The following is a 23,983-nucleotide window of genomic DNA, read 5'->3' as shown; positions in this document are numbered from 1 at the left end:
CGGCCTTCTCGCCTCGGAGCTCCACCGCAGGGACGGCAAGCGGATGGCTGGCGGACGACAGCGCTCGGCAGGCAGGACGCGCGCCCTCGTGCTGACCGGATCGGTCGGCGCGCACCTGCTGGTGCTCGGCGTGCTGGCCTGGCGTCTCGGCGAGACGCCGCTCTACCCCGATCCCCGGATCATGACCGTCGAGCTCGCGCCGCTCCCGGCAGAACGCCGCCGCCCGCCGCCGCCGGTCCACAGCCTCGCCAGGTCCGCCGGCGCGGCGAGCGCCCTGCCCGTGCTGAGCCGACCGGCCGAGGCGGTCCCGCCGGCCGCGCCGGTGACGGAGGCGCCGGTGGCCGGGGCCGAGGCCGAGGCGGTGCGCAAGGCGCTGCGGGGGCTGGTGGGGTGCGAGCGGGCCAGACTGCTGGCGCTGAGCGAGGAGGAGCGTCGCCGCTGCGAGGACCGGCTGGCGGCGGTCAAGGCGCCTCAGCTGGCGTTGAGCCGGCAGGCGGAGTTCGACGCGGCGCGCGGCGGCGCGGAGCCCTGGCTGGTCCGCAAGCCGAAGAACGGCTGCAAGGTGCGGGCGGCGGGCACGGTGACGGTGATGGGCAAGGAGGGCGCAGCCGCCGGCATCGGCTGCGCCTGGGACTTCTAGTCCGACTTCGCCCCGCCCTGGGCGGCCGCCGTCTTCTCCTCGTGGCGGGCGCCGGCGAGAATGCCTTCCAGGCCGTAGTTGCCCTCGTGGCAGGCGTACTCGTAGACGGGGCCGGACGCGGCGAACTCGTACTCCCCGCCCCAGGGCTCGGCCCATACGGTGGGGTCCTCGACCCGAAACTGGTAGCGGATGCGATCGGCGCCGACGCGGGTGAAGCGCTCGGTGACCTTCACGTTGGGGCTGGCGCCGCGCAGGTTCTGGCTGGGGTGGTAGTTGATCGTCTCGGCCACCAGGGTGTCGCCTTCCCACCAGCCGATGGAGTCGCCCATGTAGGGCCGGACGCCGTCGGTGCGGTGCTTGCCGCCGATCCGGATAACGCGGACGTCGTGGACCATTTCCACCCAGATGGCCAGGTGGTCGGGCGTCTGAACGAACTGGTAGTTGTTGTTGTAGAGCTGGCTGGTCATCACCGGTCCGGCGCTGATGCCGAAGCTCATGATGCAGCGCTCGCCCAGGCTGCGGTTCTCCGGGTTGTCCGCCTGGCCGGCGGGGCCGCTCTCGCCGCGCTCGGCGTCGGCCTGGGTAAGGCGGCCGCGGACCCGGGGCGCAGTCGGCAGGCGCGGCGGGATGCGACCGTTCGCGGGGAAGGTGATCAGCGAGGTGCGGGCCTGGCCGCCGACGCGCATCACCCGGCTGCCAGGATCGGTCCAGCCGGCGTTGTAGCCGCAAGCCGCGCCCTGGGCCCCGCTCTGGCATTCCGGCAGGTCGTCAACGCCCTTGGACTGCGGGGTGGGGGCGTTGAGGCGCGCAGAGCGCTCGTCGTTGGTCTTTTCGATGGCGGCGAGCTCGTCCGGCGTCAGGTTGAGCCGCGTACCGTACTTGGCGTCGCGCTCCATGCGGGTGAGCGTGCCGTTGTTCCAGTAGCCCTCCAGGGACGGGCGGCCGTCGGCCATGCGCGGCGGCTTGTAGTCGGCGCCCTGGGCTGCGCCTCCGATGAGCGAAATGGCTATGGCGAACGCCAGGACGGGCTTGGTCACGGTCTTCCTCCTCGAGCGGCGCGCCTTCTGCGGGCGGGCTCAGGATAAGGATAGCGCAGCGCGTCCGGCAGACAATTACGCTGCGGCAATCCTTCCGCCCGGCGTCGGAAGTCCATAGGCTGCCGCAGACGAAGAAGGAGCAGGCGGATGCGGGGCAAGGTTCTGGCGGCGGCGCTCGCCGTGGCGGTGCTGGCGGGGCCGGCGGCGGCGGACGGGGTCCGGGACCGGCTGGTCGTCTCCACCGACTGGCTCGCCAAGCGGCTCGGCGAGCGCGAACTGGTCATCCTGCAGGTGGGCGACAAGGCGGGCTACGAGGCCGGCCACATCCCCGGCGCGCGGCTCCTCACCCTGCAAGACATCGCGGCGCCGATGGGCGGGGAGCGCCTGACGCTGGAGATGCCGGACGCCGAGACCCTGCGCGGCAAGCTGGAAGCGCTGGGCATCTCCGACCGCTCGCGGATCGTGGTGGTCCCGACGCGCGAGGGCGTGCAGTCGGCGACGCGGGTGGTGTTCACCCTCGACGCGGCGGGGCTGGGCGGACGCACGGTGCTGCTGGACGGCGGGACCATGGCGTGGAGCGCCGAGGGACGGCCGCTGTCGAAGGACGAGCCCGCCCCGGCTGCGGGCAAGCTCTCGGCGTTCAAGCTGAAGCCGCTGATCGTCGACGCCGACTTTGTGCGCAAGCACATCAGTGCGCCGGGCTACGCCATCGTCGATGCTCGCGCGCCGGACTTCTACTCGGGCGCCCGGCCGGGGGGCCCGCCGCAAAAGCCGCACAAGGCGGGGCATATCGCGGGCGCCAAGAGCGTGCCGTTCAGCGCGGTGACGACGGCCGACCTGAAGCTCGCCTCCCCTGAGGATATCGCCGCGAAGTTCAAGGCTGCCGGCGTGAAGAAGGGCGACACGGTGATCGCCTACTGCCACGTCGGCCAGCAGGCGACGGCGACGCTGTTCGCGGCGCGGACCCTGGGCATCAACGCCCTGCTCTACGACGGATCCTTCGAGGAGTGGTCGAGGCTGGACGGTCCGGTGGAGAAGTAGGCGGGGGCCTCCGGCCAAGGCGCCGTCAGCGCCGTTGCCCGCGCGCGGCGAACCGTGCTGACCTTGCCTGCGATGAGCGACCTTGCGCGCCTGAGCGACAGCGAGCGGCAGGCCCTGCGGCTGCTGGCCGAGGGACATACCGCCAAGAGCGTGGCCCGCGAGCTGGGGCTGACCGAGGCCGCGGTCAACGAGCGCCTGCGCCAGGCGCGGCGCAAGACGGGAGCGGGCAGCAGCCGCGAACTGGCGCGCCGGCGGAAGGCCACCCAGGAAACTGGTGACGAGAAAATCGGGATGGTCCAGCCCGCCCGCGGCGGCGAAAACCTGGTGCAGGCGGCGCGGCGGCGGTTCGGCGCGCCGGTACTCGTGGGGATGCTCGCCATGATCGTCATCGCTTCCGCCGTGGGCGCGCTTGCCGCGCTGGCCGTCTCGCAGACATCCGCCCCGCCGGCGCCGCCACGGGTCGTCGCCACCCGCCCCGCCCCCGGCGCACAGGTGGCGCCCGGGCCGCTCACGCTCAGCGTCACCTTCGATCGCCCGATGCGTCCGGAAAGCTACTCCTTCATCATGCGCGACCGCAGGAGCTTCCCGGCGTGCGGCGCCAAGCCGGTGCTGTCCGCCGACCGGCGGACCTTCACCCTGAGCTGCATGGTGGAGCCCGGCCGCAGCTACGAGGTCGGCTTCAACAACGACCTGCACCGCAACTTCGTCGGCGACGACGGCCGGCCGGCCACGCCGGCCGTGCTGCGCTTCACGACGCGCTAGGCGTCCAGGTTCAGCAGCGCCGGGTCGCCGCCTTGCGCGGCGATGTTGACGCTGACCGCGCGCTCGACGGCGTAGCGGAGCAGGGCGTGCGGGCCCCCGGCCTTTGGCCCGGTGCCGGAAAGGCCCTCGCCGCCGAACGGCTGGACGCCGACCACGGCGCCGATCATCGAGCGGTTGATGTAGGCGTTGCCGGCGGGGACGGCGCGGCGGACCTCCTCGGCGAAGGCTTCGATGCGGGTGTGGACGCCGAGGGTGAGACCGTAGCCCGCCTTGCGCAGCGGCAGGGAGGCCGCCTCGAGGGCGTTCGGGTCGTAGCGGACCACGTGCAGGATGGGGCCGAACACCTCCTTCTGCAGGAAGTCGGCGCCGGGGATCTCGGCCAGGGTCGGAGCGAAGAAGTGGCCGCCCTTCGGCGCGGCGACCCGGTGGATGATCCTGGCATCCTTGGCAAGCTTGCGGACGTGGGCGTCGAGCGCAGCCTTGGCCTCGGCGTCGATGACCGGGCCGATGTCGGTTCGCGGGTCGGCCGGGTCGCCGACCACCAGCGCTTCCATGGCGCCGGTCAGCCCTTCGATCAGGGCGTCGGCGGTGTCGTGCGGGGCGAACAGCATGCGCAGCGCCGAGCAGCGCTGGCCGGCGGAGCCGAAGCCGGAAGCCAGCACGTCGTCGATCACCTGTTCGCGCAGGGCCGTGGTGTCGACGAACATGGCGTTGAGGCCACCGGTCTCGGCGATGAAGGGGACGATCGGCCCCTGCCGGGCCGCCAGGGTGCGGTTGATCGCCCAGGCGGTGTCTGTGCCGCCCGTAAAGGCGACGCCCGCGCAGGAGGGGTGGCTGACCAGGGCCTGACCGACGACGGCGCCTTCGCCAGGGAGAAGATGCAGGAGGTCAGGGTTCAGGCCCGCGGCGTGGAACAGGCGCACGGCCTCGGCGGCGACCAGTGGGGTCTGCTCGGCGGGCTTGGCGAGGACCGCGTTGCCGGCGGCGAGCGCCGCGGCGATCTGGCCGGTGAAGATGGCCAGCGGGAAGTTCCACGGGCTGATGGCGGCGAAGGCGCCGCGGCCGTGCAGGGACAGCCGGTTGGTCTCGCCCACCGGTCCGCGCAGGGTCTCGGGGTGGGCGAACTGCTTCTCGGCGAGGGTGGCGTAGTAGCGGCAGAAGTCGACGGCCTCCCGGACCTCGGCGATGCCGTCCGACAGTGTCTTGCCCGCCTCGCGGGTGCAGACGGCGATCAGGCGTTCGCGGTTCGCCTCGAGGGCGTCGGCCATGGCGCGCAGCACCTTGGCTCGGCCCTCGCCGCCGAGCGCATCCCAGGCGGGCTGGGCCTTCGAGGCGGCGGCGTAGGCGGCGGCGACATCGGCTGGGGTGGCGTCGGCGACCCGGCCCACCACGATCGAAAGGTCAGCCGGGGCGGCGCGCTCCGAGGCGTCCCTGGTCGAGAGCCTGCCGGAGACGATCGGGCCGGCCTCCAGGACCGGCAAGGCGGCGATGGCGGCGGCAAGCTTGTCGCGATGGGCGGCGATGGACAGGTCCATGCCGAGCGAGTTCCTGCGGCCGGGGCCGTAGAGGTCGACGGGCAGCGGGATGCGCGGGTGGGGCGCGCCGCCGGTGGTCTCCACTGCCGTGAACGGGTCGGTCACCACCTTGGATACGGGCGTGCGCTCGTCCAGCAGGGCATGGACGAAGGAGGTGTTGGCGCCGTTCTCCAGCAGGCGCCGCACCAGGTAGGGCAGCAGGTCCTCGTGGCTGCCGACCGGGGCGTAGACCCTCAAGGGGAAGTCGCCGTAGCGCTCGTGGGCGGCGGCATAGAGCGCCTCGCCCATGCCGTGCAGGCGCTGGAACTCGCAGGTCAGGCCGGCCTGCCGCGCCATCTGGCGCACGGCGGCCAGGGTGTGGGCGTTGTGGGTGGCGAACTGGCCGTAGAGCGCGGGCGCGGCGTTCAGCAGGGCGCGCGCGCAGGCGAGGTAGGAGAGGTCGGTCGCGGCCTTGGTGGTGAACACCGGATAGCCCGGCAGGCCGGCCATCTGGGCGCGCTTGATCTCGCTGTCCCAGTAGGCGCCTTTCACGAGGCGGACCATGAGCCGGCGGCCCGACGAGCGGGCGATGCCGGCGACGGCCTCGACCACCTGTGGCCCGCGCTTCTGGTAGGCCTGCACGGCGAGGCCCAGGCCGGTCCAGCCGCCGAGCTCCGGCTCGCGGGCGAGGCGGTCGAGCAGCTCCAGCGAAATCACCAGGCGGTCGGCTTCCTCGGCGTCGAGGGTGAGGTTGATGTCGGCCTTGGCGGCCTGGATGGCGAGGCGGCGGACCGAGGGATACAGCTCGGCCCAGACTCGCTCGGCCTGGCGAGATTCGTAGCGCGGCGACAGCGCCGAGAGCTTCACCGAGACGCCGTGTCCGGCCTCCGGGCCCTGTCCCTTGGCGTGCCTGGCGACGACCGCGATGGCGGCGGCGTAGGCGGCCTCGTAGCGGGCGGCGTCGGCGGCGGTGCGTGCGCCCTCCCCCAACATGTCGAAGGAGCAGGTGAAGCCGTCCTGGCTCGCCCGCTTGATCGCCTTCTCGATGGTGGCGCCCAGCACGAACTGCTCGCCCATGATGCGGACGGCCGCGCCCACCGCGCGCCGGATCACCGGCTCGCCGAGTCGACCGGCCAGGCGCTTGATGAAGCCCGGCAGGTCAGCGCGGGCCTCCTCGTCCGGGTCGATCAGCTTGCCGGTGAGCATCAGGCTCCAGGTCGAGGCGTTGACCAGCATCGAGTCTGACTGGCCGGCGTGGCTCGCCCAGTCGGCCGAGGCGATCTTCTCGGCGATCAGCCGGTCGCGGGTCTCCTCGTCCGGCGTGCGCAGCAGAGCCTCGGCCAGGCACATCAGCGCGAGGCCCTCGCGGGTGGAGAGGGAGAACTCCTGCAGGAAGCTCTCCACCACACCCTGGCGGCGTGCGGTGCGGCGAGCGGCGCGGACCAGGGCCTCCGCCTCCTCGCGCACCGCCTGGCGGTCGTCGGCGGCCAGGGGCTTGGCGGCGAGGGCGGCGGCGACCGCCTGACGCTCATCGAGGAATTTTGCCTGATCCAGGTGGTCGAAGGACATGCGCGCGCCTCTCCTTGGCCGGTCAATGGGAGCGGCTTGCGTGGAAAGCAAGAGACAGGAGCTGATTTTCCCCCTGCTCGCGGCGACGGAAAAAGCAAAGAGCCCGGCCTTTCGGCCGGGCTCCCGCTAACGCTTACTCTGAACGGTCGATCGCTTACGGCGCGATGTCGATGGTCGAACGACGGTTCAGCGGTTCCTTCACACCATCGCCGGTGGCGACCGCGGGCATGGTCTCGCCCTTCCAGTCGACAGACAGCGAGGTCTGGCTGACGCCAGCGCCCACCAGCGCGTCGGCCACGGCCTTGGCGCGGCGCTCCGACAGGCGGACGTTGTAGGCTTGCGAGCCCGAGGTGTCGGCGTGGCCGACGACCACCACGCGGGTGGCGTTGCCGCCGCGGGCGTAGTTGGCGGCTTCCGTCACCACGTTCTGGGCTTCCGGCGTCAGGATGTACTGGTCGAAGGGGAAGTACACGATGAACTGCCGGGCCTCGAGCGCCGCGGCCGGAGGCGGCGGCGGGGGCGGAGGCGGCGGGGGCGGAGGAGGCGGCGGCGGCGGCGGGGGCGGCGGCGGCGGGGGCGGCGGAGCCGCGAAGGAGTACCGCAGGCCGACGGTCACCGACTGGTCGCGGTATTCGCCGGAGAAGACGCCGGGCTGCAGGGCCGCGGTGCCGGTGGAAGCGAAGTCGAGATCCGACCCACCGAGGTAGCGGTAGGTGAAGTCGACGTTCAGGCGGTCGGTCGCACGCCAGGCCAGGCCGGCGATGACTTGCCACGCGAAGGAGGTGTCGTCGTCGTCGATGCGCAGGTTCTGGAGCGGCGGGTTCGCGCCCGTCGCGCCGGTGAGCGTGCCGGTCACGTTCGAGAACTGGCCGAGCACGTCCATGGAGACGTGGTTCACGCCGAGGCCGGCGCCGAGGAACGGATTGAGCGTCGCGCCCGGGGCGAAGTCGTAGAGGATGTTGCCCATGACGGTCCACGACGTCATGTCGCCTTGGACCGGGCCGCAGGTCGGCGCGGCCGCGGTGCGGGTCACGCCGGGAGTGCACAGCCCGAGGACGGCTTGGTTGGTGCCGCCGCGCACGGTTTCCACGTCACCGCCGCGATAGCCCAGCTCGAGCTCGACGCGCCAGTTGTCGTTCAGCTGGTAGCCCAGGCGAGCGAAGCCGGCCCAGTCTTCTTCCTGGTTGAAATTCCAGCTGTAGGGGATGCCGTTCGCGGCATTGTTCGAAGACGTGGCTTCCAGCCCGTCGGGCCAGTGGTAGCCGAGATCGACCGCGCCGTACCAGCCCACCTGGGCGGCGGCGCCGGTCGCGGTGAACACCGCAACCGCGGCGACCCCTGCAAGGAGTTTCAACTTCATAATCAGAGCCCTCTTGTTGCCCACTTGCTGCGGCCAATTGACCCAGCGTTTCTTATATCAGCGCCAGTTGGTTGCGTAAGTGCGCCGAAGACACACCGACACCCCAATTTCCCGCGCCACACGAACCTAGACCAGGACGCTATACGACTAACCCCTCAATGATCAACTTCGAGGGGAGACGTCCTGCCTCCTGGCCTTGGCAGCCGGAGACGCTGAAAGCGCCGCGGACCACCGAATCCTGGACGGCGACTTGGCCGGCATCTTCGCAAAGGTTGGCGGCCACCCCGCAGGCGGTCAGCCAACTCTCTGGAATTACTTGTAAAGCCTCAGCACCGTCGCACGAAACGCCAGCCATCGGCCGCCCGACGGGCGGCGCGCAGCCCAGCGCAATCAGCGATGTTTCCGGCGACATTCCCGCCCCAGCCAACGGCCCGCACCCCTGCGGCGCCGTCCCCTCAACGCTCAAGGTTGAGGTTCGTTCCTTGCGGAGGCTTGGGCATTCGTCCGCCTTACGCCTTTTTTCCGGCGCCGATCAGGCGCCGCCGGACCGCCGGTAGCGGCGCGCGCGGCCGCCAAGTGATTCGGGGCGGTTGAGCGCCGCGCGGAACGCGTCCCGGCGCTCGTGGATGGAGGCGATCACCAGGCCCATGGGCACACCGATCTCCACCAGCAGGGCCTCGGAGAGCTGGAGGCTGGCCTCGACCGTCTCCGGCACCGCGTCGGTGGCGCCGAGCTCGTACAGGCGCTTGGCGTGGCGGGCGTCGCGGGCGCGGGCGACGATGGTGAGGTCGGGACGAAGCTCGCGGGCGGTGGCGACGATCGCCTCGACGCCTTCCGGATTGTCCATGGTGACCACCAGGGCGGGCGCGCTCTCCAGGCCGCAGCGGCGCAGGAACTCCGGTCGCGCCGCGTCGCCGAAGTAGATGGTCTCGCCGGCGCGGCGGGCCTGCTCGACCAGGCGCGGATCCTGCTCGGCGGCGACCCAGGCGATGTCGTGCGACTTCAGCATCTCGCCCACCAGCTTGCCGACCCGGCCGTAGCCGGCGATCAGCACCTTGGGCTCGGAGCCGTCGACCGCCTGGGCCTCCGGCTCCGGCGCCACCTCCGCCGGCAGGGCCTTGCGACCGCCGATCCTGAGCGCCAGCGCGGCGAGGAAGGGGATTGCAGCCATGGAGAGGGTGACGGCGACCAGCACGCTCTCGCCCTGCACCCGGCTCACCAGGCCCTGGGCCATGGCCTGGCCAAGGATCACGAAGGCGAACTCGCCGCCGGCCGCCAGCAGCAGGGCGGATTCCGCCGCGCTGCGGGTGGGCAGGCCGAACAGCCGCGCCAGGCCGAACACGACGGCGCCGTTGAGCGCGATGATCCCGCCGGCCGTGAGCAGGATCTCGGCGGGACGCTCCAGCAGCAGCGGCAGGTTCAGGCCGATGCCGACGGAGACGAAGAACAACCCCAGCAGCAGGCCCTTGAAGGGCTCGATAGTGACCTCGACCTCATGTCGGTACTCGGTCTCGGCGAGCAGCAGGCCGGCTATGAAGGCGCCCAGCGCCATGGACAGGCCGGTGAGCGCGCTCACCATTCCCGAGCCGATCACAACCAGCAGGCAGGCGGCGACGAACAGCTCCTCGCTCTTGGCCTTGGCCACCGAACGCAGCATGGGCCGCAGCAGCAGGCGACCGAACACCAGGAGCGCGACGATCCCGGCCGCGGCGGTGACGAAGGACAGCACCACGTTGCCGGAGAGCGCGGTGCCGGAGCCGCTGCCGAACAGCGCCAGGGTGACCAGGATGGGCGCCACCGCCAGGTCCTGGAACAGCAGCACGGAGAAAGTGGCGCGGCCGGCGGTGGAATGCTGACGCCGCCGCTCGGTGAGGATCGGCATGACCACGGCGGTGGAGGAGAGCGCCAGCGCCGCGCCGATGGCGATGGCCGCCGACGGGGGTGAGCCGAACACGACCGCCGCCGTCCCCACCGCGGCCAGGCAGAGCGCCACCTGCAGGGCGCCCAGGCCGAAGACGTAGCGGCGCATGAGCCGCAGCCGCTCCCACGACAGCTCCAGGCCGATCATGAAGAGCAGGAAGACGACCCCGAACTCGGCGAGCTGGGCGACCTCGTCGGGGTTGTCGATGGTGAATGCCCCCAGCCAGGGGACCTCGTCGGCCAGTTGGCCCAGGCCATAGGGGCCGAGGAACACGCCCGCGCCGATGAAGCCGAGGATCGGGCTGATCTTCCAGCGTCGGAACAGCGGAACCACAATGCCCGCCGTGGCCAGGAACAGCACCAGATCCTTGTAAGCAGCCGCGCCGGCGCCGTGGCCTTCCATCCGATCTCCTTTTCCGGTTCGGTCCTGAATATGGCGTACCGGAGCGGGTTGCCAAACGCCGCGATGGGCCTAGACCACCAGGAGCCGTCCGCCCGCCCGGGAATTGCACAGCCGATGAAGCCTCTCGCCGCGGGCGCCGCCCTCCTCATCGCCGCCAGCGCCGCCCAGGCGGGAACCTACACGGCCGGGCCGGTGAGTGCGGCCGAGCCGTGGAGCCGACCGGCCGCGGCGGGCACGACCGGCGCGGGGTTCCTGACGCTTACCAACAGCGGCGGCAGCGCCGAGGCCTTGGTTTCGGTGAAGAGCCCGGTGGCGGCGGCCGTTGAGGTGCACCGCTCCAACCTGGCCCGCGGGGTCTCGCGCATGGACCGTGTGGAGCGGCTGGTGATCCCGCCGCGCGGCAAGGTGGCCCTGGCGCCGGGCGGCTACCACCTGATGCTGAAGGGGCTGAAGTCGCCGCTCACGGCCGGCCAGAAATTCCCCGCGACCCTGACCTTCGCCAGCGGCCGGACGCTGTCCGTGGCCTTCACCGTCTCCGACGGGATGGGCCCGCCGGTGGAGGGACACCACCACTGATGGCGCCGGGCGCGCCGCCTGCCGATCCTGACCAAAATGTAACGGGCGTAACGGCTCGCCCAGGGGCCATGGTCGGCCCACAACAACAGCCTTTGCGAGCTCATCGATGAAATCCCTCTGGCTCGGCGCCGCCGCGGCGGCCGCCCTCCTGGCCGCGCCCGCGGCCCTCGCCCAGCAGGCCACCCCGGGCGGCCCATCCGGCGCCGACTATTCGAAGGCGCCGCGGATGGGGACCTGGGGCTTCGACCTAGCCGGCCGTGACACCTCGGTGACCCCGGCGCACGACCTGTTCCAGCACGCCAACGGCGGCTACCTGAACGCCCTGGAGATCCCCGCCGACCGCTCGCGGTTCGGAGCTTTCGATGCGCTGAACGAGCTGTCGCAGAACCGGCTGCACGTCCTGCTCGACACCACCGCGGCAGACCGCGCGGCCCGCGGGGAGCGGGCGATGGTAGGGGCGCTCTACCGCAGCTTCATGGACGAGAAGGCCGTGGAGGCGCTGGGCGCCAAGCCGCTGGCGAAGGACCTGGCGGCGATCCGGGCGGAGAAGACCCGCAGCGACGTGGCGCGCACCATGGGCGCCTCGCTGCACAACTTCGGCGGCTCGTTCTTCTCGGCGTATGTGGAGGCCGACGCCAAGGATCCAGACCAGTACACGGTCTATGTGGGCCAGGCGGGCCTGGGCCTGCCCGACCGCGACTACTACCTCGAGGCCTCGTTCGCCAAGCACCGGGCCGAGTACGAGAAGTACATCGCCCGCATCCTGCGCTTGGCCGGCTGGGAGACACCAGACGCGCACGCCAAGGCGATCCTGGCCATGGAAACCGAGATCGCCAAGGCGTCCTGGACGCTCGCCGAGCGGCGCGACGACGAGAAGATGTACAACCTCACGGAGACGGCGAAGCTGTCAGCCGTTGCGCCCGGCTTCGACTGGGCCGCTTTCGTGCAGGGGGCGAAGCTGACCAAGGCATCGAAGGTGGTGGTGCAGGAGAAGAGCGCCTTCCCGAAGATCGCGGCCATCTACGCGAAGACGCCGGTGGAGACGCTGAAGGCCTGGCAGGCGTTCAACCTGGCCGACCAGGCGGCGCCCTACCTTTCCGACAGCTTCGAGCAGGCGCGCTTCGAGTTCCGCGACAAGGTTCTGTCCGGACAGCAGGCGCAGAAGCCCCGCTGGAAGCGCGGCGTGACCCTGGTGGACAGCCAGATCGGCGAGGCGCTCGGCAAGCTCTACGTCGACGCCTACTTCCCGCCAGAGAGCAAGGCCAAGATGCTGGCGCTGGTGGGCGACATCCGGACCGCCATGAACGGCCGCCTGGAGCGGCTCGACTGGATGAGCCCGTCGACCAAGGCCAAGGCGCTGGAGAAGCTCTCGAGCTTCACGGTGAAGATCGGCTACCCCGACAAGTGGCGCGACTATTCGGGGCTGCAGATCCGCGAGGGCGACCTCTACGGCAACGTGCAGCGGGCGATCGACTTCGACTGGGACTACCGGGTGGGACGCCTGGGTGGGCCGATGGACCGCGACGAGTGGGGCATGACGCCCCCGACCATCAACGCCTACTACAATCCCACCAAGAACGAGATCGTCTTCCCGGCCGCGATCCTGCAGCCGCCGTTCTTCGACCCCGACGGCGATCCGGCGATCAATTACGGCGGCATCGGCGGGGTGATCGGCCACGAGCTGATCCACGGCTTCGACGATTCCGGGCGGCGCTATGACGCCAAGGGCCGGCTCACGGACTGGTGGACGGCCGAGGACGCGGCCAAGTTCAGCGCGCAGGCCGAGAAGCTCGGCACGCAGTACGCCGCCTTCGAAGTGCTGCCTGGCGCCAAGATCAACGGCGAGCTGACCATGGGCGAGAACATCGCCGACCTGGGCGGGCTGCAACTGGCGCTCGACGCCTACCATGCCTCGCTGAAGGGGGCGCCGGCCCCGGTGCTGGACGGGCTGACCGGCGACCAGCGGGTCTTCCTGGGTTGGGCGCAGGTTTGGCGCGGCAAGATGCGCGAGGACCGGCTGCGCCAGCAGCTCGTGTCCGACCCGCACTCCCCGCCGCAGGCCCGGGTCGACGTGCCGGTCCGCAACATCGACGCCTTCTACGAGGCGTTCGGCGTGAAGGCCGGCGACAAGATGTACGTGGCGCCGGGCGAGCGCGTGCGGATCTGGTGATCGTCCGGAGGGCGGCGCTTCGGCGCCGCCTTTTCTGACGTTCATGTCAAAACTGGGCTGTAGGCAAAAATTTGGCCCGCTGCGGGGGATAATCGCAGCGGGCCGTATTTTGAGCAGTCGCTCTGATAGAGCGGGCGTTTCCTCCCCGAAACGCCGGAGACCTCAGGACTAGCGCCGTCATGTCTCTCGCGGACTGAAGGAACGGCAATTTTGTGCCCGAGTCAACGGCCCGGGGAGGTCCCACGGGCACGTTGAGGCCACATTTTCGCGAGCTGGCACAAATTTACACCGTTTTTTGACTCACGCGTCAAAGAACCTGTTTGACCAGCGCTTCAAAGGGCAGGCAGCCGACCTCGAAGACGAAGTCGGGTCGCGCCGCGGTCACTGGGCCTAGGCCCGCGCCGGCGAGCGCGGCGGCTGCGTCCGCCACGCCGTCGGCGCCGACCAGCAGCCCGTTGGGACGGCGCGACGCGCCGGCGGCGACCAGGGCGTCAACTACCTCGGCCTCGGCCGCGTCGCCGGCAGCCGGCCAGATCAGGGTGGCGCTGGTGAGCGCGGCCGCCCGGGCTTCGACGACCCGCAGCAGGCGCTCGGCGGCGGCGAGCTGGGCGGGCGTCCAGGCAGCGCGCAGGCTGGCGGCGAGCTGCGCCTGGCTCTTCAGGATGACGCCGTCGGCGAGCACCTTCAGGCCGTTGGCGGCCAGGGTGGCGCCGGTCGTGGTGATGTCGACCACCACCTCGGCCGCGCCGGATGCGGGCGCGCCTTCGGTGGCGCCGCCTGACTCGGTGATGCGGTAGTCCACCACCCCGTGGCGGGCGAAGAAGGCGCGGGTCTGCGCCAGGTACTTGGTGGCCACGCGCATACGGCCGCCGGTGCGGGCGAGGTAGTCATGGGCCACCTCCTCGAGGTCGGCCATGGTCTCGACGTCGAGCCAGCTCTTCGGCGCGGCCACGACCAGGTCCGCGCGGCCGAAGCCTAAGGCCCTGAGCAGCAGGACACGGCGCTCCAGGTCCTGGCCGCGCTCCCGCAGCAGGTCCTCGCCGGTGATACCCAGGTGGACATCGCCCGCGTCGAGCGCATCGGCGATATCGGACGCCGACAGCAGGCGCACCTGGGCGTCGGGCAGGCCCTTAAGCTCGGCGAGGTAGCCGCGAGCCCCGCCGGTGATCCGCAGGTCGAGGCCGCAGTCGGCGAGCCAGGCCTCCACCTGCTCCTTCAGGCGGCCCTTGGAGGGGACGGCGATCACGAGTTCGCTTGTTGGGAGCCCGCTCATGCCTCGCCTCCCGCGTAGGCGCGCCAGGGCCGGACCATGCAGCCCACCGCGCGGCCGCCCTGACCGCCGAGGCGGGCGAGCAGGCCGTCGTAGCGACCGCCGACGGCGACGGGGCGGTCGTCGCCCAGGGCCTCGGAGCGGACCTCGAAGGTGAGGCCGTCGTAGTAGTCGAAGGCATGGCCGAGGGCGGGGGCGAAACGCAGCCGGTCTTCCGGGACCGCAAGGCCGTCCAGCCGGGCGCTCCAGGCGTCGAGGGCGGCGTCCAGCGCCTTGGTCTTGCGGCCGGCGAGCTCGCGCACGCAGGTGAGCGCCTCGGAGGGCGTGGCCGAGATCGCCATGAAATCGCGGATCGCCATGGCCTGGTCCTCGGTCAGCGCCGGGGCGGCGGCAGCCTCGGCCTTGCGGATCAGGCGCGCGGCGATCTCGGCGGGGCCGCGGCCGCCGACCGGCTCCACGCCGGCCAGCGCCCAGACCTCCTCCAGCATGGCGGCGGCCTCCGTCTCCGACAGACCGGAGAGCAGGCCCGCGAGCTGGCCGCCGGCGGCGGGCGCGGCCCGCTCCGTACGGGTGAGCTCTGCGGCGAGGAGACGGGGACGGCCGGCCACCCGCTTCAGCCGCGCGGCGAGGGCGGCCGGCAGGGACAGCGACTCGATGAAGGGGCCCAGCAGGCCGACGTCGCCGAGCCAGAGCGTGAGATCGCTGCGGCCCCCCGCTGCAGCTGAGGCCCAGGCGAGACTGGCGGCCTCGACGTCCGCAGCCAGCGGGTCGCCGCCGAACATCTCCAGCCCCAGCTGGACGAACTCCTCCGGGCGGTCCGCCTCGGGGGAGGCTCGAAAGGCGGGGCCTTCGTAGACGTAGCGGCCTTCGGCGCGGCCGCTCTCCAGGTGGGCGCGGGCGATGGCGACGGTGAAGTCGGGGCGCAGGCAGGCTTCCGCCCCGCCCTCGGCCTGGACGATGAACAGCCGCGCCCGCATGGCCTCGCCGGCGAGGTCGAGAAGCAGGTTCAGCGGCTGCAGGATGGGCGCGTCCGCCGGCTCCGCTCCCGTCGCGTGGAGCGGCGCGCGGATGGCGGCCAGCGCCTCGCGCGGCGCGGCGGGCTCGGCCCTCACGGGCGGCCGTCCAGGATCTTGCGGATCGCCTGCACAAGCTCGGCGCGCGGGACGACCTGCTGGCCCGGCCGCTGCTCGCGCCAGGCGGCGTTGTCGGCGACGCCCTTGGCGAGCTCACGGCCGAGGTCCAGGTCCTTCACCGTGGCGGTACCAGCGGCGAGCTCGTCGTCGCCGATGATCACCGCGGCGGGCGAGAGGCGCCGGTCGGCGTACTTCATCTGCGCCTTGATGCCGGAAGAGCCGAGGTAGACCTCCGCGGGGATGCCGGCGGCGCGCAGCTCGCCGGCGACGGCGAAGTAGTCCGCCATGCGCTCCTGTGAAAACGCGATCACCACCACCGGCCCGCGCACCTCGGCGGCCAGGTCGCGGCCGGCGGCGCGCAGGGCGGCAGCCAGGCGCGAGACCCCGAAGGAGAAGCCGGTCGCCGGGGTGCGCTCGCCGGTGAAACGAGCCACCAGGTCGTCGTAGCGGCCGCCGCCGCCCACCGAGCCGAACCGTTCGGTCGTGGAGAGCAGCAGCTCCGCCTCGAAGACGGCGCCGGTGTAGTACTCCAGGCCGCGGACGACCGAGGGGTCCACCACCGCCCGGTCGGGGCCGACGCCAAGGCCGGCGAGCGCCCGGTCGATGGCGTCCAACTCGGCGAGACCCGCGTCGCCCTCCTCCGACCCGCCGATCACCTCGGCCAGCTTGGCCAGGGTTTCCGACCGCCCGCCGACGCCGGCGGCGGTGAAGGCCAGCACGCGCTCGGCCGCCGCGGCGTTCAGGCCCGCGCCCTTGGTGAAGGCGCCCGACTCGTCCTTCCGGCCCTCCCCCAGCAGCAGGCGGACCCCGTCCCGGCCCAGTCGGTCGAGCTTGTCGACGGCGCGCAGGACGGCGAGCTTCTGGCCCTCGTCGGCGACACCGGCCGCGGTCATCAGGCCATTGAGGAGCTTGCGGTTGTTGATCTTCACGATGGCCGAGCCGGCCGGCAGGCCCGCGGCCTCGAGGCCTTCGACCGCCATGGCGATGATCTCGGCGTCGGCCTCCGGGCGGGCGGAGCCCACCGTGTCGGCGTCGCACTGCACGAATTCGCGGAAGCGGCCCGGCCCCGGCTTCTCGTTGCGCCACACCGGCCCGTAGGCGTAGCGGCGGAAGGGCTTGGCCAGGGTCTCCCAATTCTGCGCGGCGAAGCGGGCGAGCGGGGCCGTCAGGTCGTAGCGCAGCGCCATCCACTGCTCGTCGTCGTCCTGCAGGGCGAAGACGCCCTCGTTCGGCCGATCGGCGTCGGGGAGGAACTTGCCCAGGGCGTCGGCATACTCGAACGCGCCGGTCTCCAGGCGCTCAAAGCCGTAACGCTCATAGATGCTCGAGACGGCGTCGAGGATGGCCCGCTCGGCCACGAGGTCGCGCGCACGGCGATCAATGAAGCCGCGCGGGATCCGCGCCTCGGGTCGGGTGCTGTCGGCCATGGCGCCGCGCTTAGCGGCTGCGGCGTCCGGGCTCAACAAGGCGTTTTCGGAAGGAAGGTTGGTCATGTCTCGTCGGTCCTGCAGGGGGGCGACGGACGGAGCTTCAGATGCCAGGCCCCGTCCGCTAAGGCGGGGCTCGGAGGGTGCGCTTAGGCCAAACGCGTCCCGGCCGATCCCGCGAGGGTCGGATGGTGGTGGCCGTGATGGTGCGCGACGCCGGTCATCGGGCGGGGCTTGTAGCGGAGAAGTGTGAAGGAAGCGAGTCGGACGCTAGCCGCGTAGCCGCTCGATGAGCGCCGCGGTGGAGGGGTCGTGGGCGCCGATCTGGCCGCCTTCGAGCTCCGGAAGGATGCGGTTGGCCAGCGTCTTGCCGAGCTCAACGCCCCATTGGTCGAAGCTGTTGATCTCCCACAGGACGCCTTCGACGAAGGTCTTGTGCTCGTAGAGGGCGATCAGGGCGCCGAGGGTCTGCGGCGTCAGGCGGTCCATCAGGATGAAGCTGGAGGGGCGGTCGCCGGGGAAGGTCTTCTGGGGCGCGAGGCGGGCGATCTCGTCGGGCGACATCCCCTTCCCTTCCAGCTCGCGGCGGACCTCGGCTTCCGGCTTGCCGACCATGAGCGCCTCGGCCTGGGCGATGGCGTTGGCGAGCAGCTTGCGCTGGGCGGCGGCGTCGCCCTCCGAGGCGTCGCGCACGGCGATGAAGTCGACAGGGATCACGTCGGTCCCCTGGTGCAGCATCTGGAAGAAGGCGTGCTGAACATTGGTGCCCGCGTCGGCGAAGACGGTGGTCGAGGTGCCGCCGCGGACCGGCCGGCCATCGGCCGTGACCCGCTTGCCGTTGGACTCCATCTCCAGCTGCTGGAGGAAGGTCGGCAGCAGGTGCAGGCGCTGGGCGTAGGGCACGACCGCGCGCACCGGACGGCCCAGGCCGTTGCGGTTGAAGACATGGGCGAGCGCCAGAAGGACGGGTGCGTTGCGCTCCAGCGGGGCTGTCCGGAAGTGGTCGTCCATGGCCGCCCCGCCGGACAGCAGGGCCTCGAAGGCGTCGGGACCGAGCGCGATGGCGCAGGAGAGGCCCACGGCCGACCAGACCGAATAGCGCCCGCCCACCCAGTCGCGAAAGCCGAAAACCTGGTCGGCGGGGACGCCGAAGGCGTGGGCCACCTCGGGCGCGGCCGAGACGGCGACGAGGTTGGCGTCGGCGGCGGACCCGAGCGCCTCGCGCAGCCACGCCCGCGCCGTCTCGGCGTTGGTCATGGTCTCCTGGGTGGTGAAGGTCTTGGAGACCACCACGACCAGGGTCGAAGCGGGGTCGAGGCCGGTCAGCGCCTGGGCGATGTCCGCGGGGTCGACGTTGGCGGCGAAGCGCAGCTCGATATGAGGGTCTAGGGGCTTCAGCGCGTCCCAGACCAGCCGCGGACCGAAGTCGGAGCCGCCGATGCCGATGTGCAGCACCGCGCGGATCCGGCGTTCGGCCCGGACCTTCTCGGCGAAGGCCGCGATCTTCGCCCGGGTGGCGTCCACCTCGGGGGAGACCGGCTCGCCCTTGGCCCGGAAGTCGGCGGCCTTGGGTGCGCGCAGCGCCATGTGCAGGGCTGCGCGGTTCTCGGAGGCGTTGACCGCCTCGCCCGCGAACTGGCGCTCGCGGGCCGCCTCAACGTCATAGGCGCGGGCGAGGTCCAGCGCATTGCCGAGGTCGGTCAGCGACCAGGGCTGCTTGGAGAGGTCCACAGTCAGGCCGGCCGCCTCGACCGTGAGGCGCGACAGCCGCTCCGGCTCGGCGTCGAACAGACCTGCTATGCGGCGCACGCGCGCCCGCTCGGCCGCCGCATGCAGGGCCGCCCAGGCGGCGTCGGTCTCGGACAACAGGGCCTCTCTAGGCTGGGAGGATTAGTCGGCCACCGACTGGGCGTACTTCACGCTGCAGCCGTACGGGCGGCTGGTGGCGACCGCCACGGAACGCCCTGCCTTCACGTCTGAGAGCGCGGCCTTCACGTAGTTCTTGGCGTCCTTCAGGCTCTCCGGATTAGCCGTCGGTTTGTCGTCGATGCCGCCCATGTAGACGAGCTTGCCGGCCTTATCGATGACGTACATGTGCGGGGTCGTGCGCGCATCGTAGGCGCGGCCCACCTTGCCGGTCGGGTCGAGCAGAACGGTCGTCGAGGCCGCGCCCGCCTTGGTCTTCCAGGCCTTCGCCTGCGGGCCGGTCAGGTATCCCTGGGTCTCCGGGGCCGAGGAGATGATGGTGAGCCACACCACGCCCTCGGCCGTCGCCTGCTTCTGCAGGGACTGCATGTTGCCGGAGTTGTAGTGCTTCTGGACGTAGGGGCAGCCGTTGTTGGTCCACTCCAGGACCACGGTCTTGCCGCGGAACTCGGCAAGCGAGCGGGTCTTGCCGTTGAAGTCCACGGCCTGGAAGGCGGGCGCCGGCTGGCCCACCGCAGGCGCGGCCTGCGCCGGGGCGGCGGCGATGGCGAGGCCGGCCACTCCCAGAACCAGGGCGGCGCGGCGGGTGTAGGCGAGAGACGTCATCGTTCGGCTCCTTCTCACAACCAGACTTGGCTCAACGGCTGCCCTTGGCGGCGGCTTCCACGGCCTTCACGACGGAAGCCTCCGTCAGGAGGTTGGGCAGAATAGCGTAATCTCCGCCGCCCCCGGGATACACAAGATAGAGCGGAACGCCGGCGCGTCCGAAGCGGGCGAGATCGGCGGCGATCACGTCGTCCTTCTTCGTCCAGTCGGCTTTCAGATAGGCCACGTTGTAACGCTTGAAGGCCTGGGCCGTGCCCTTGGTGGAGAGCGCCACCCGCTCGTTCACCTGGCAGCTGACGCACCAGGCCGCGGTGTAGTTGACGAACACCGGCCGCCCCTCGGACTGCAGGGCGGCGAGGCGCTCGGCGCTGTAGGGCTCGGCCTCCACGTGCGGGGCGCTGACCGGCCAGAAGGCGGCGGCCACGGCCACGGCGCCGATGCCGGCGGCGAGCGCCGCCTGGGGGACGTGGCGGCGGCCCATGGCGTGGCCGCGCTGGGCCGCGCCGCCGATCCAGGCGGCGGCGGCCACCAGGATGGCGGCGGCCAGCACGCGGGCGAGGAAGGCGGCGTCGGCCTGCTGGGCCACCACCCACAGCAGCCAGGCGGCCGCGCCGTACATCGGGAACGCCAGCGCCTTCTTGAAGATGTCCATCCACGGGCCAGGCTTCGGTAGGCGGCCGATGAAGGCCGGCACGAACGCGACGAGGACGAAGGGCAGCGCGAAGCCGAGGCCGAGGGCCGTGAACACCGCCAGCGCAGCGGGCTCGGTCTGGGTGAGCGCCCATCCAATGGCCGGGCCCATGAAAGGCGCGGTGCAGGGAGCGGCCACCACCACCGCCAGCGCCCCCGTGAAGAAGGCCCCCGCGAGGCCGCTGCGGGTGGCGAGGGTTCCGCCCGCCCCCTGCAGCGAGGTCCCGATCTCGAAGACGCCGGAGAGGTTCAGCGCCACGAGCAGCATCAGCAGGCCCAGGCCCGCCACCACCGCCGGCGACTGCAGCTGGAAGCCCCAGCCCACCGCTTGCCCGGCCTGCTGAAGGGCGATCAGCACGGCGGCCAGGATCAGGAAGGTGGCGAGCACGCCGACCCCGAAGGCCAGGCCCTGGCGGCGCGCCGCGGCCGCCTCGTGGGCGTGCCCGGCCAGGGAGGCGGCCTTCATGGCCAGGATTGGGAAGACGCAGGGCATCAGGTTGAGGATGAGCCCGCCGAGGAAGGCCAGCAGCACGGCGGGGATGAGGCTCATCGTCGAGCTCCCTGCCCCGCTGCCGCCGGCGGCGGCGGGCGGACCTAGGCCGGCGGCGGCGGCGGGGAGCGGGGCCTGCCGGGCGGTGATCTCGTAGGCTTGGCCGCCGACCGCGAGCACGCCGGCGAGTTCGGACGGTCCGGGGCCGTTCTGGAAGTCGTAGCCGGGCGCGAGGGTGAGGGTCAGGCCTTCCGTCCCCTGCTCGATGGCCTGGGGCTTTGCGTGGTCGATCACCGTGGCGGAATAGGGGAAGAAGTAGGCGTCGACGAAGTTGGCGGCCTTCAGCGGGGCGCCGGTGACCGCCAGCTGCAGCGCCGGTCCGCGCTGCTGGAAAGCCGCCTGCAGCGCCGCGCGCTTGGGCGCCTGGGCCAGAGCCTTGTCGATGGCGCGGCCGCCCTGCGGATCGGCGCCGACAGGACCGGCGGAGACGGGCAGGCTGATCTGCAGGACCGCGTCCTCCGGAACGCAGACATCCGCGCAGACCAGGAAGGACGCCGCGGCCTTGAGCGTCACCGTCTGGCCGGGCGTCGCGTCGGCGGGCGCGGTGACGGGGACAGGCAGCACCACCTCGTCGGAGTAGCCGTAGTTCATCAGCGGCCCGATGGGCTGCTTGTGGGGGGCGGGCCAGACGATGTCGCCGGCGGTGAACCCGGGCGGGAGGGTCCACTTGATCTGGGTGGGCTCGCCCGAGTCGCCGGGGTTCTTCCAGTAGGTGTGCCAACCCTTGTCGATCTTCTGGCGCAGGGCGACGTAGATCGTCTGCCCGGGCGCGATCCCACGGGCCTGGGGAACCAGCTCGGCCGTAAGGTGCCCCGTGTCCACCGGCTGCGCGGCCGCCGCGCCGGCAAACGCCAGCGCCATCAGTAAGCCCGCCAGAAGCCGCATCATCCGCACAAGGTCCTCGAAAGCCTTGGCCGCTATATGGCGCGGGCATTGCGGTTGCGCAAAGCGGCTGGACATCGGAGCCAGCGCAGGCATACCGCCGTCCTCTCAATTGAGGAGCCTTAAGTGCCCGCATCGTTCGACGACATCCAGATCGGCCAGGTGGAGAACCTGGGCGCCTGCGCCGTGGAGCCCGAGGCGCTGGCGGCGTTCATCAAGGCCTTCACGCCGGGCTGGACCGCCGACCGCGGGGCGCCCGACGCCATGGTCTATGCGATCTGGGCCAAGCTGGACGCGGTGTCCGCCACCGACTGGCCGCAGACCAAGCGCCTGGGAACTGATGCGCTCCGCTGGATGCGCAACCCGCCCGCCGGCGAGCTGCTGCGCGGGCGGATGACGATCATGGCCAAGGACCCGGTGGGCGACGGCAAGGGCATCATCATCGCCCAGCACGACCTCCTGGATGAGGCGGGGCGGCTGGTGTTCTCGTGCCTCACCCGGAGCCTGTTCGCGCGGTAACGGCGTATTCCCTCCCCGCCTGCGGAGAGTGGATCGCCCCGCGGGCGTGAGACGCGTGGGAAAAGCCGCCGGCAGTGCGCCCGTCCTTTTCCCACCCCGCTCGGCTTCGCCGCGTCGCCCTCCCCAGAAGGGGAGGGAATGAGGATCGGATTACGCGTTCGCGGCCATCGGCTGCTGTTGCGCCGCGCGGGCCATGGCGAGGGCGATGAGGCGGTCCCAGCCGACCAGCGACAGCAGGTGGGCGTAGATCTGGGACAGGGCGCCGTTGTCGCGCAGCTCCACCAGCTTCTCGGTCGGCAGCTTGTTCAGCTTCTCCTCGGAGACACCGAAGTAGTCGGCGATCTTCTGCGGCGCGCCCTGGGTGCCGTCTGGGTTGGCGGGCGTGAACTGCGCGGTCTTGGTCTCGAAGAGGTCGAGGTCCTTGAGGATCTGCACGAAGCTGACCGTCCGCTGGCGCTCGATCTCGAAGTTGTTGCAGAACTCGATGCAATTCTGGGTGTACGGGCTGGGCGCGGTGCCCTCGAAGAAGGGCATGTCGCCGCCTTCGACGATGAACTCGGCCTTGCGGTCGATGCAGAGCACCATCTGGTTCGCGTTGTCATCGTTGGCGAACACGAACGGATAGCGGCGCACGTAGGCGGGGATGTAGACGCCCGGCTCGAACAGGCCGTCGTCGCGCACGAACATGTTCTCCCCGGCGTTGAGGCCCATCACTGCGATCGGCAGCTTCTCGTCCCCCACGAAGATGATCGGTCCGGTGACCGCGGCCAGCGGGAACTCGCCCACGGTCAGCGGGATGGCGTGGCCAGTCCTGGCGAACTTGAACGGCCCGTCCATGCGCTTGACGCCCAGCTTGCCGTGCAGCTCGGGCGAGAGGGGCTCCGGCTGGGAATAGAAGAGGACGTTGCCGGTGATCTGGCCGCCGGGAAGGGTGGTCTGTTCGGACATGGAGGGCCTTGCAAGAACTTGAGCCGCGGGAGCCCTCAAGGCCGCCCGCGCGAGGTCGCCGCTTCTAACCGATCACCGGTCGGGCGGCAAATGCGGTTGCGCCCTCGCCGGAGCGGAGTCTTCAATTCGCCCAACAGGCGGGAGGACGAAGTCATGCCGATCTACTACCCCGACATCCTCGAGCAGAAGACCGAGCCCAGGACCTTCACCTACGGGGACAAGGACGTGATGCTCTATGCGCTGGGCATCGGCATGGGGCGCGATCCCATGGACGAGCGGGAGCTGCCGTTCGTCTACGAGAAGAGCCTGAAGGTCGTGCCGACGGCGGCCACGGTGCTGGCGTCGGGGGCGGGCCGCAGGGCGGCCAACGTCGAGCAGAAGGAGGGCCTGAGGGTCTCCCAGCTCAACTACCTGATGGTGGTGCACGGCGAGCAGAAGGTGGAGCTGCACAAGCCGCTGAGCGCGTCGGGGACCTACACGGCGACCAGCCGCACGATCGGGGCCTACGACAAGGGCAAGGACAAGGGGGCGGTGGTGGTCAACGAGACCGTCTGGACCGACGAGGCGGGCGAGAAGGTGGCGACGCTCACCGGCTCGACCTTCGCCCGGGGGGACGGCGGGTTCGGTGGCCCCAGCGAAGGCGCGCCCGAGCCGCACAAGGTCCCGGACCGCACGCCCGACATCTCCGTGCCGTTCGAGACCCGCGCCGACCAGGCGCTGATCTACCGCCTGAACGGGGACAGGAACCCGCTGCACTCCGATCCAGACGTGGCCAAGAAGGCGGGCTTCCCGCGGCCGATCCTGCACGGGCTGTGCACCTACGGGATCACCTGCCGAGCCGTGCTGCAGGAGATCTGCGACTACGATCCGGACCGGATCCTCTCCCACCAGGCGCGGTTCTCGGCCCCCGTGTTCCCGGGCGACACGGTGACGGTGGACCTCTGGAAGGACCGCGACGTGGTGAGCTTCGAGGCGCGCGTGCTGGACCGTGGCGCCACGGTGATCCGCAACGGCAAGACCCTGCTGCGCAGCTGAGCGCT

18 protein-coding genes are annotated in these 23,983 nt (G+C 71.2%); 7 read left to right on the top strand and 11 right to left on the bottom strand.

What is annotated here, in order from left to right; genetic code table 11:
- The first annotated feature begins 88 nt into the window (after nt 1-88).
- The gene (locus VIL76_RS15950; RefSeq protein ID WP_332046020.1) at nt 89-640 is read left to right on the top strand and encodes a hypothetical protein; all 552 of its coding nucleotides are present in this window, start codon (nt 89-91) and stop codon (nt 638-640) included.
- On the opposite strand, the gene VIL76_RS15945 is transcribed toward VIL76_RS15950, so the two are convergent.
- Nucleotides 637-1,677, bottom strand: coding sequence for a hypothetical protein (locus tag VIL76_RS15945; RefSeq protein WP_332046019.1), 1,041 nt, complete (start codon nt 1,675-1,677; stop codon nt 637-639). The genes VIL76_RS15950 and VIL76_RS15945 overlap by 4 nt on opposite strands.
- Before the next feature lie 147 nt (nt 1,678-1,824).
- Between VIL76_RS15945 and VIL76_RS15940 the strand changes: the two genes are divergently transcribed.
- Nucleotides 1,825-2,718 carry a sulfurtransferase gene (locus tag VIL76_RS15940; protein ID WP_332046018.1) on the top strand — a complete coding sequence of 298 codons (894 nt, stop codon included), beginning with the start codon at nt 1,825-1,827 and terminating at the stop codon, nt 2,716-2,718.
- Nucleotides 2,719-2,790: 72 nt separating this feature from the next.
- Nucleotides 2,791-3,480 carry a LuxR C-terminal-related transcriptional regulator gene (locus VIL76_RS15935; protein WP_332046017.1) on the top strand — a complete coding sequence of 230 codons (690 nt, stop codon included), beginning with the start codon at nt 2,791-2,793 and terminating at the stop codon, nt 3,478-3,480.
- Here VIL76_RS15935 and putA read toward each other — a convergent pair.
- The 3 genes from putA to VIL76_RS15920 all read right to left on the bottom strand — a co-directional run bounded on the left by putA (nt 3,477) and on the right by VIL76_RS15920 (nt 10,246).
- On the bottom strand, nt 3,477-6,563 hold the full coding sequence (gene putA / locus VIL76_RS15930; RefSeq protein ID WP_332046016.1) for a bifunctional proline dehydrogenase/L-glutamate gamma-semialdehyde dehydrogenase PutA: 3,087 nt from the start codon (nt 6,561-6,563) through the stop codon (nt 3,477-3,479). The genes VIL76_RS15935 and putA overlap by 4 nt on opposite strands.
- Before the next feature lie 154 nt (nt 6,564-6,717).
- Nucleotides 6,718-7,923: an OmpA family protein gene (locus tag VIL76_RS15925; protein WP_332046015.1), complete on the bottom strand. Its 1,206-nt coding sequence runs from the start codon at nt 7,921-7,923 to the stop codon at nt 6,718-6,720.
- Between the two features lie 532 nt (nt 7,924-8,455).
- On the bottom strand, nt 8,456-10,246 hold the full coding sequence (locus VIL76_RS15920; RefSeq protein ID WP_332046014.1) for a cation:proton antiporter: 1,791 nt from the start codon (nt 10,244-10,246) through the stop codon (nt 8,456-8,458).
- A 114-nt stretch (nt 10,247-10,360) separates the two neighbouring features.
- Here VIL76_RS15920 and VIL76_RS15915 point away from each other — a divergent pair, with 114 nt between their 5' ends.
- Complete coding sequence (locus VIL76_RS15915) at nt 10,361-10,822, top strand: copper chaperone PCu(A)C (RefSeq protein WP_332046013.1); 462 nt, start codon at nt 10,361-10,363, stop codon at nt 10,820-10,822.
- A 106-nt stretch (nt 10,823-10,928) separates the two neighbouring features.
- Nucleotides 10,929-12,992, top strand: a complete 2,064-nt coding sequence (locus VIL76_RS15910; protein ID WP_332046012.1) for a M13 family metallopeptidase — start codon at nt 10,929-10,931, stop codon at nt 12,990-12,992.
- Nucleotides 12,993-13,299: 307 nt separating this feature from the next.
- Here the strand turns inward: VIL76_RS15910 and hisG are convergent, their stop codons facing one another.
- From hisG to VIL76_RS15880, 6 genes are all read right to left on the bottom strand, one after another.
- A complete protein-coding gene (gene hisG / locus VIL76_RS15905; protein ID WP_332046011.1) occupies nt 13,300-14,265 on the bottom strand; it encodes an ATP phosphoribosyltransferase in 966 nt (321 codons plus the stop codon).
- Complete coding sequence (locus VIL76_RS15900; protein WP_332046010.1) at nt 14,262-15,374, bottom strand: ATP phosphoribosyltransferase regulatory subunit; 1,113 nt, start codon at nt 15,372-15,374, stop codon at nt 14,262-14,264. The genes hisG and VIL76_RS15900 overlap by 4 nt, the downstream gene beginning before the upstream one ends.
- Nucleotides 15,371-16,822, bottom strand: coding sequence for a histidine--tRNA ligase (hisS, locus tag VIL76_RS15895; RefSeq protein ID WP_332046009.1), 1,452 nt, complete (start codon nt 16,820-16,822; stop codon nt 15,371-15,373). Before hisS ends, VIL76_RS15900 begins: the two co-directional genes overlap by 4 nt.
- Before the next feature lie 270 nt (nt 16,823-17,092).
- Nucleotides 17,093-18,688: a glucose-6-phosphate isomerase gene (gene pgi, locus VIL76_RS15890; protein WP_332046008.1), complete on the bottom strand. Its 1,596-nt coding sequence runs from the start codon at nt 18,686-18,688 to the stop codon at nt 17,093-17,095.
- A gap of 24 nt (nt 18,689-18,712) precedes the next feature.
- Nucleotides 18,713-19,354, bottom strand: coding sequence for a thioredoxin family protein (locus tag VIL76_RS15885; RefSeq protein WP_332046007.1), 642 nt, complete (start codon nt 19,352-19,354; stop codon nt 18,713-18,715).
- A gap of 31 nt (nt 19,355-19,385) precedes the next feature.
- Entirely contained in the window at nt 19,386-21,455 is a 2,070-nt protein-coding gene (locus tag VIL76_RS15880; RefSeq protein ID WP_332046006.1) for a protein-disulfide reductase DsbD family protein, read from the bottom strand.
- A gap of 147 nt (nt 21,456-21,602) precedes the next feature.
- Between VIL76_RS15880 and VIL76_RS15875 the strand changes: the two genes are divergently transcribed.
- The gene (locus VIL76_RS15875; protein ID WP_332046005.1) at nt 21,603-21,995 is read left to right on the top strand and encodes an acyl dehydratase; all 393 of its coding nucleotides are present in this window, start codon (nt 21,603-21,605) and stop codon (nt 21,993-21,995) included.
- Between the two features lie 150 nt (nt 21,996-22,145).
- On the opposite strand, the gene VIL76_RS15870 is transcribed toward VIL76_RS15875, so the two are convergent.
- Nucleotides 22,146-22,943 (bottom strand): SapC family protein, encoded by a 798-nt coding sequence (locus tag VIL76_RS15870; protein ID WP_332046004.1) that lies wholly within the window; start codon nt 22,941-22,943, stop codon nt 22,146-22,148.
- A 153-nt stretch (nt 22,944-23,096) separates the two neighbouring features.
- On the opposite strand from VIL76_RS15870, the gene VIL76_RS15865 reads away from it, so the two are divergent.
- Nucleotides 23,097-23,978: a MaoC/PaaZ C-terminal domain-containing protein gene (locus VIL76_RS15865; protein WP_332046003.1), complete on the top strand. Its 882-nt coding sequence runs from the start codon at nt 23,097-23,099 to the stop codon at nt 23,976-23,978.
- The last annotated feature ends 5 nt before the right edge of the window (nt 23,979-23,983 follow it).

Origin of the sequence: Phenylobacterium sp., from assembly GCF_036563285.1 — a bacterium.
In the GTDB taxonomy this organism is placed as follows: Bacteria; Pseudomonadota; Alphaproteobacteria; order Caulobacterales; family Caulobacteraceae; genus Phenylobacterium.
This window is presented reverse-complemented; position numbering and strand designations above follow the sequence as displayed.

Coding starts and splice junctions, on each gene's coding strand:
- putA (WP_332046016.1), bottom strand. CDS start 6,563: ATGTCCTTCGACCACCTGGATCAGGCAAAATTCCTCGATGAGCGTCAG.
- VIL76_RS15885 (WP_332046007.1), bottom strand. CDS start 19,354: ATGACGTCTCTCGCCTACACCCGCCGCGCCGCCCTGGTTCTGGGAGTG.
- VIL76_RS15915 (WP_332046013.1), top strand. CDS start 10,361: ATGAAGCCTCTCGCCGCGGGCGCCGCCCTCCTCATCGCCGCCAGCGCC.
- VIL76_RS15920 (WP_332046014.1), bottom strand. CDS start 10,246: ATGGAAGGCCACGGCGCCGGCGCGGCTGCTTACAAGGATCTGGTGCTG.
- VIL76_RS15925 (WP_332046015.1), bottom strand. CDS start 7,923: ATGAAGTTGAAACTCCTTGCAGGGGTCGCCGCGGTTGCGGTGTTCACC.
- VIL76_RS15870 (WP_332046004.1), bottom strand. CDS start 22,943: ATGTCCGAACAGACCACCCTTCCCGGCGGCCAGATCACCGGCAACGTC.
- VIL76_RS15880 (WP_332046006.1), bottom strand. CDS start 21,455: ATGGCGCTGGCGTTTGCCGGCGCGGCGGCCGCGCAGCCGGTGGACACG.
- VIL76_RS15935 (WP_332046017.1), top strand. CDS start 2,791: ATGAGCGACCTTGCGCGCCTGAGCGACAGCGAGCGGCAGGCCCTGCGG.
- VIL76_RS15910 (WP_332046012.1), top strand. CDS start 10,929: ATGAAATCCCTCTGGCTCGGCGCCGCCGCGGCGGCCGCCCTCCTGGCC.
- hisG (WP_332046011.1), bottom strand. CDS start 14,265: ATGAGCGGGCTCCCAACAAGCGAACTCGTGATCGCCGTCCCCTCCAAG.
- VIL76_RS15865 (WP_332046003.1), top strand. CDS start 23,097: ATGCCGATCTACTACCCCGACATCCTCGAGCAGAAGACCGAGCCCAGG.
- VIL76_RS15940 (WP_332046018.1), top strand. CDS start 1,825: ATGCGGGGCAAGGTTCTGGCGGCGGCGCTCGCCGTGGCGGTGCTGGCG.
- hisS (WP_332046009.1), bottom strand. CDS start 16,822: ATGGCCGACAGCACCCGACCCGAGGCGCGGATCCCGCGCGGCTTCATT.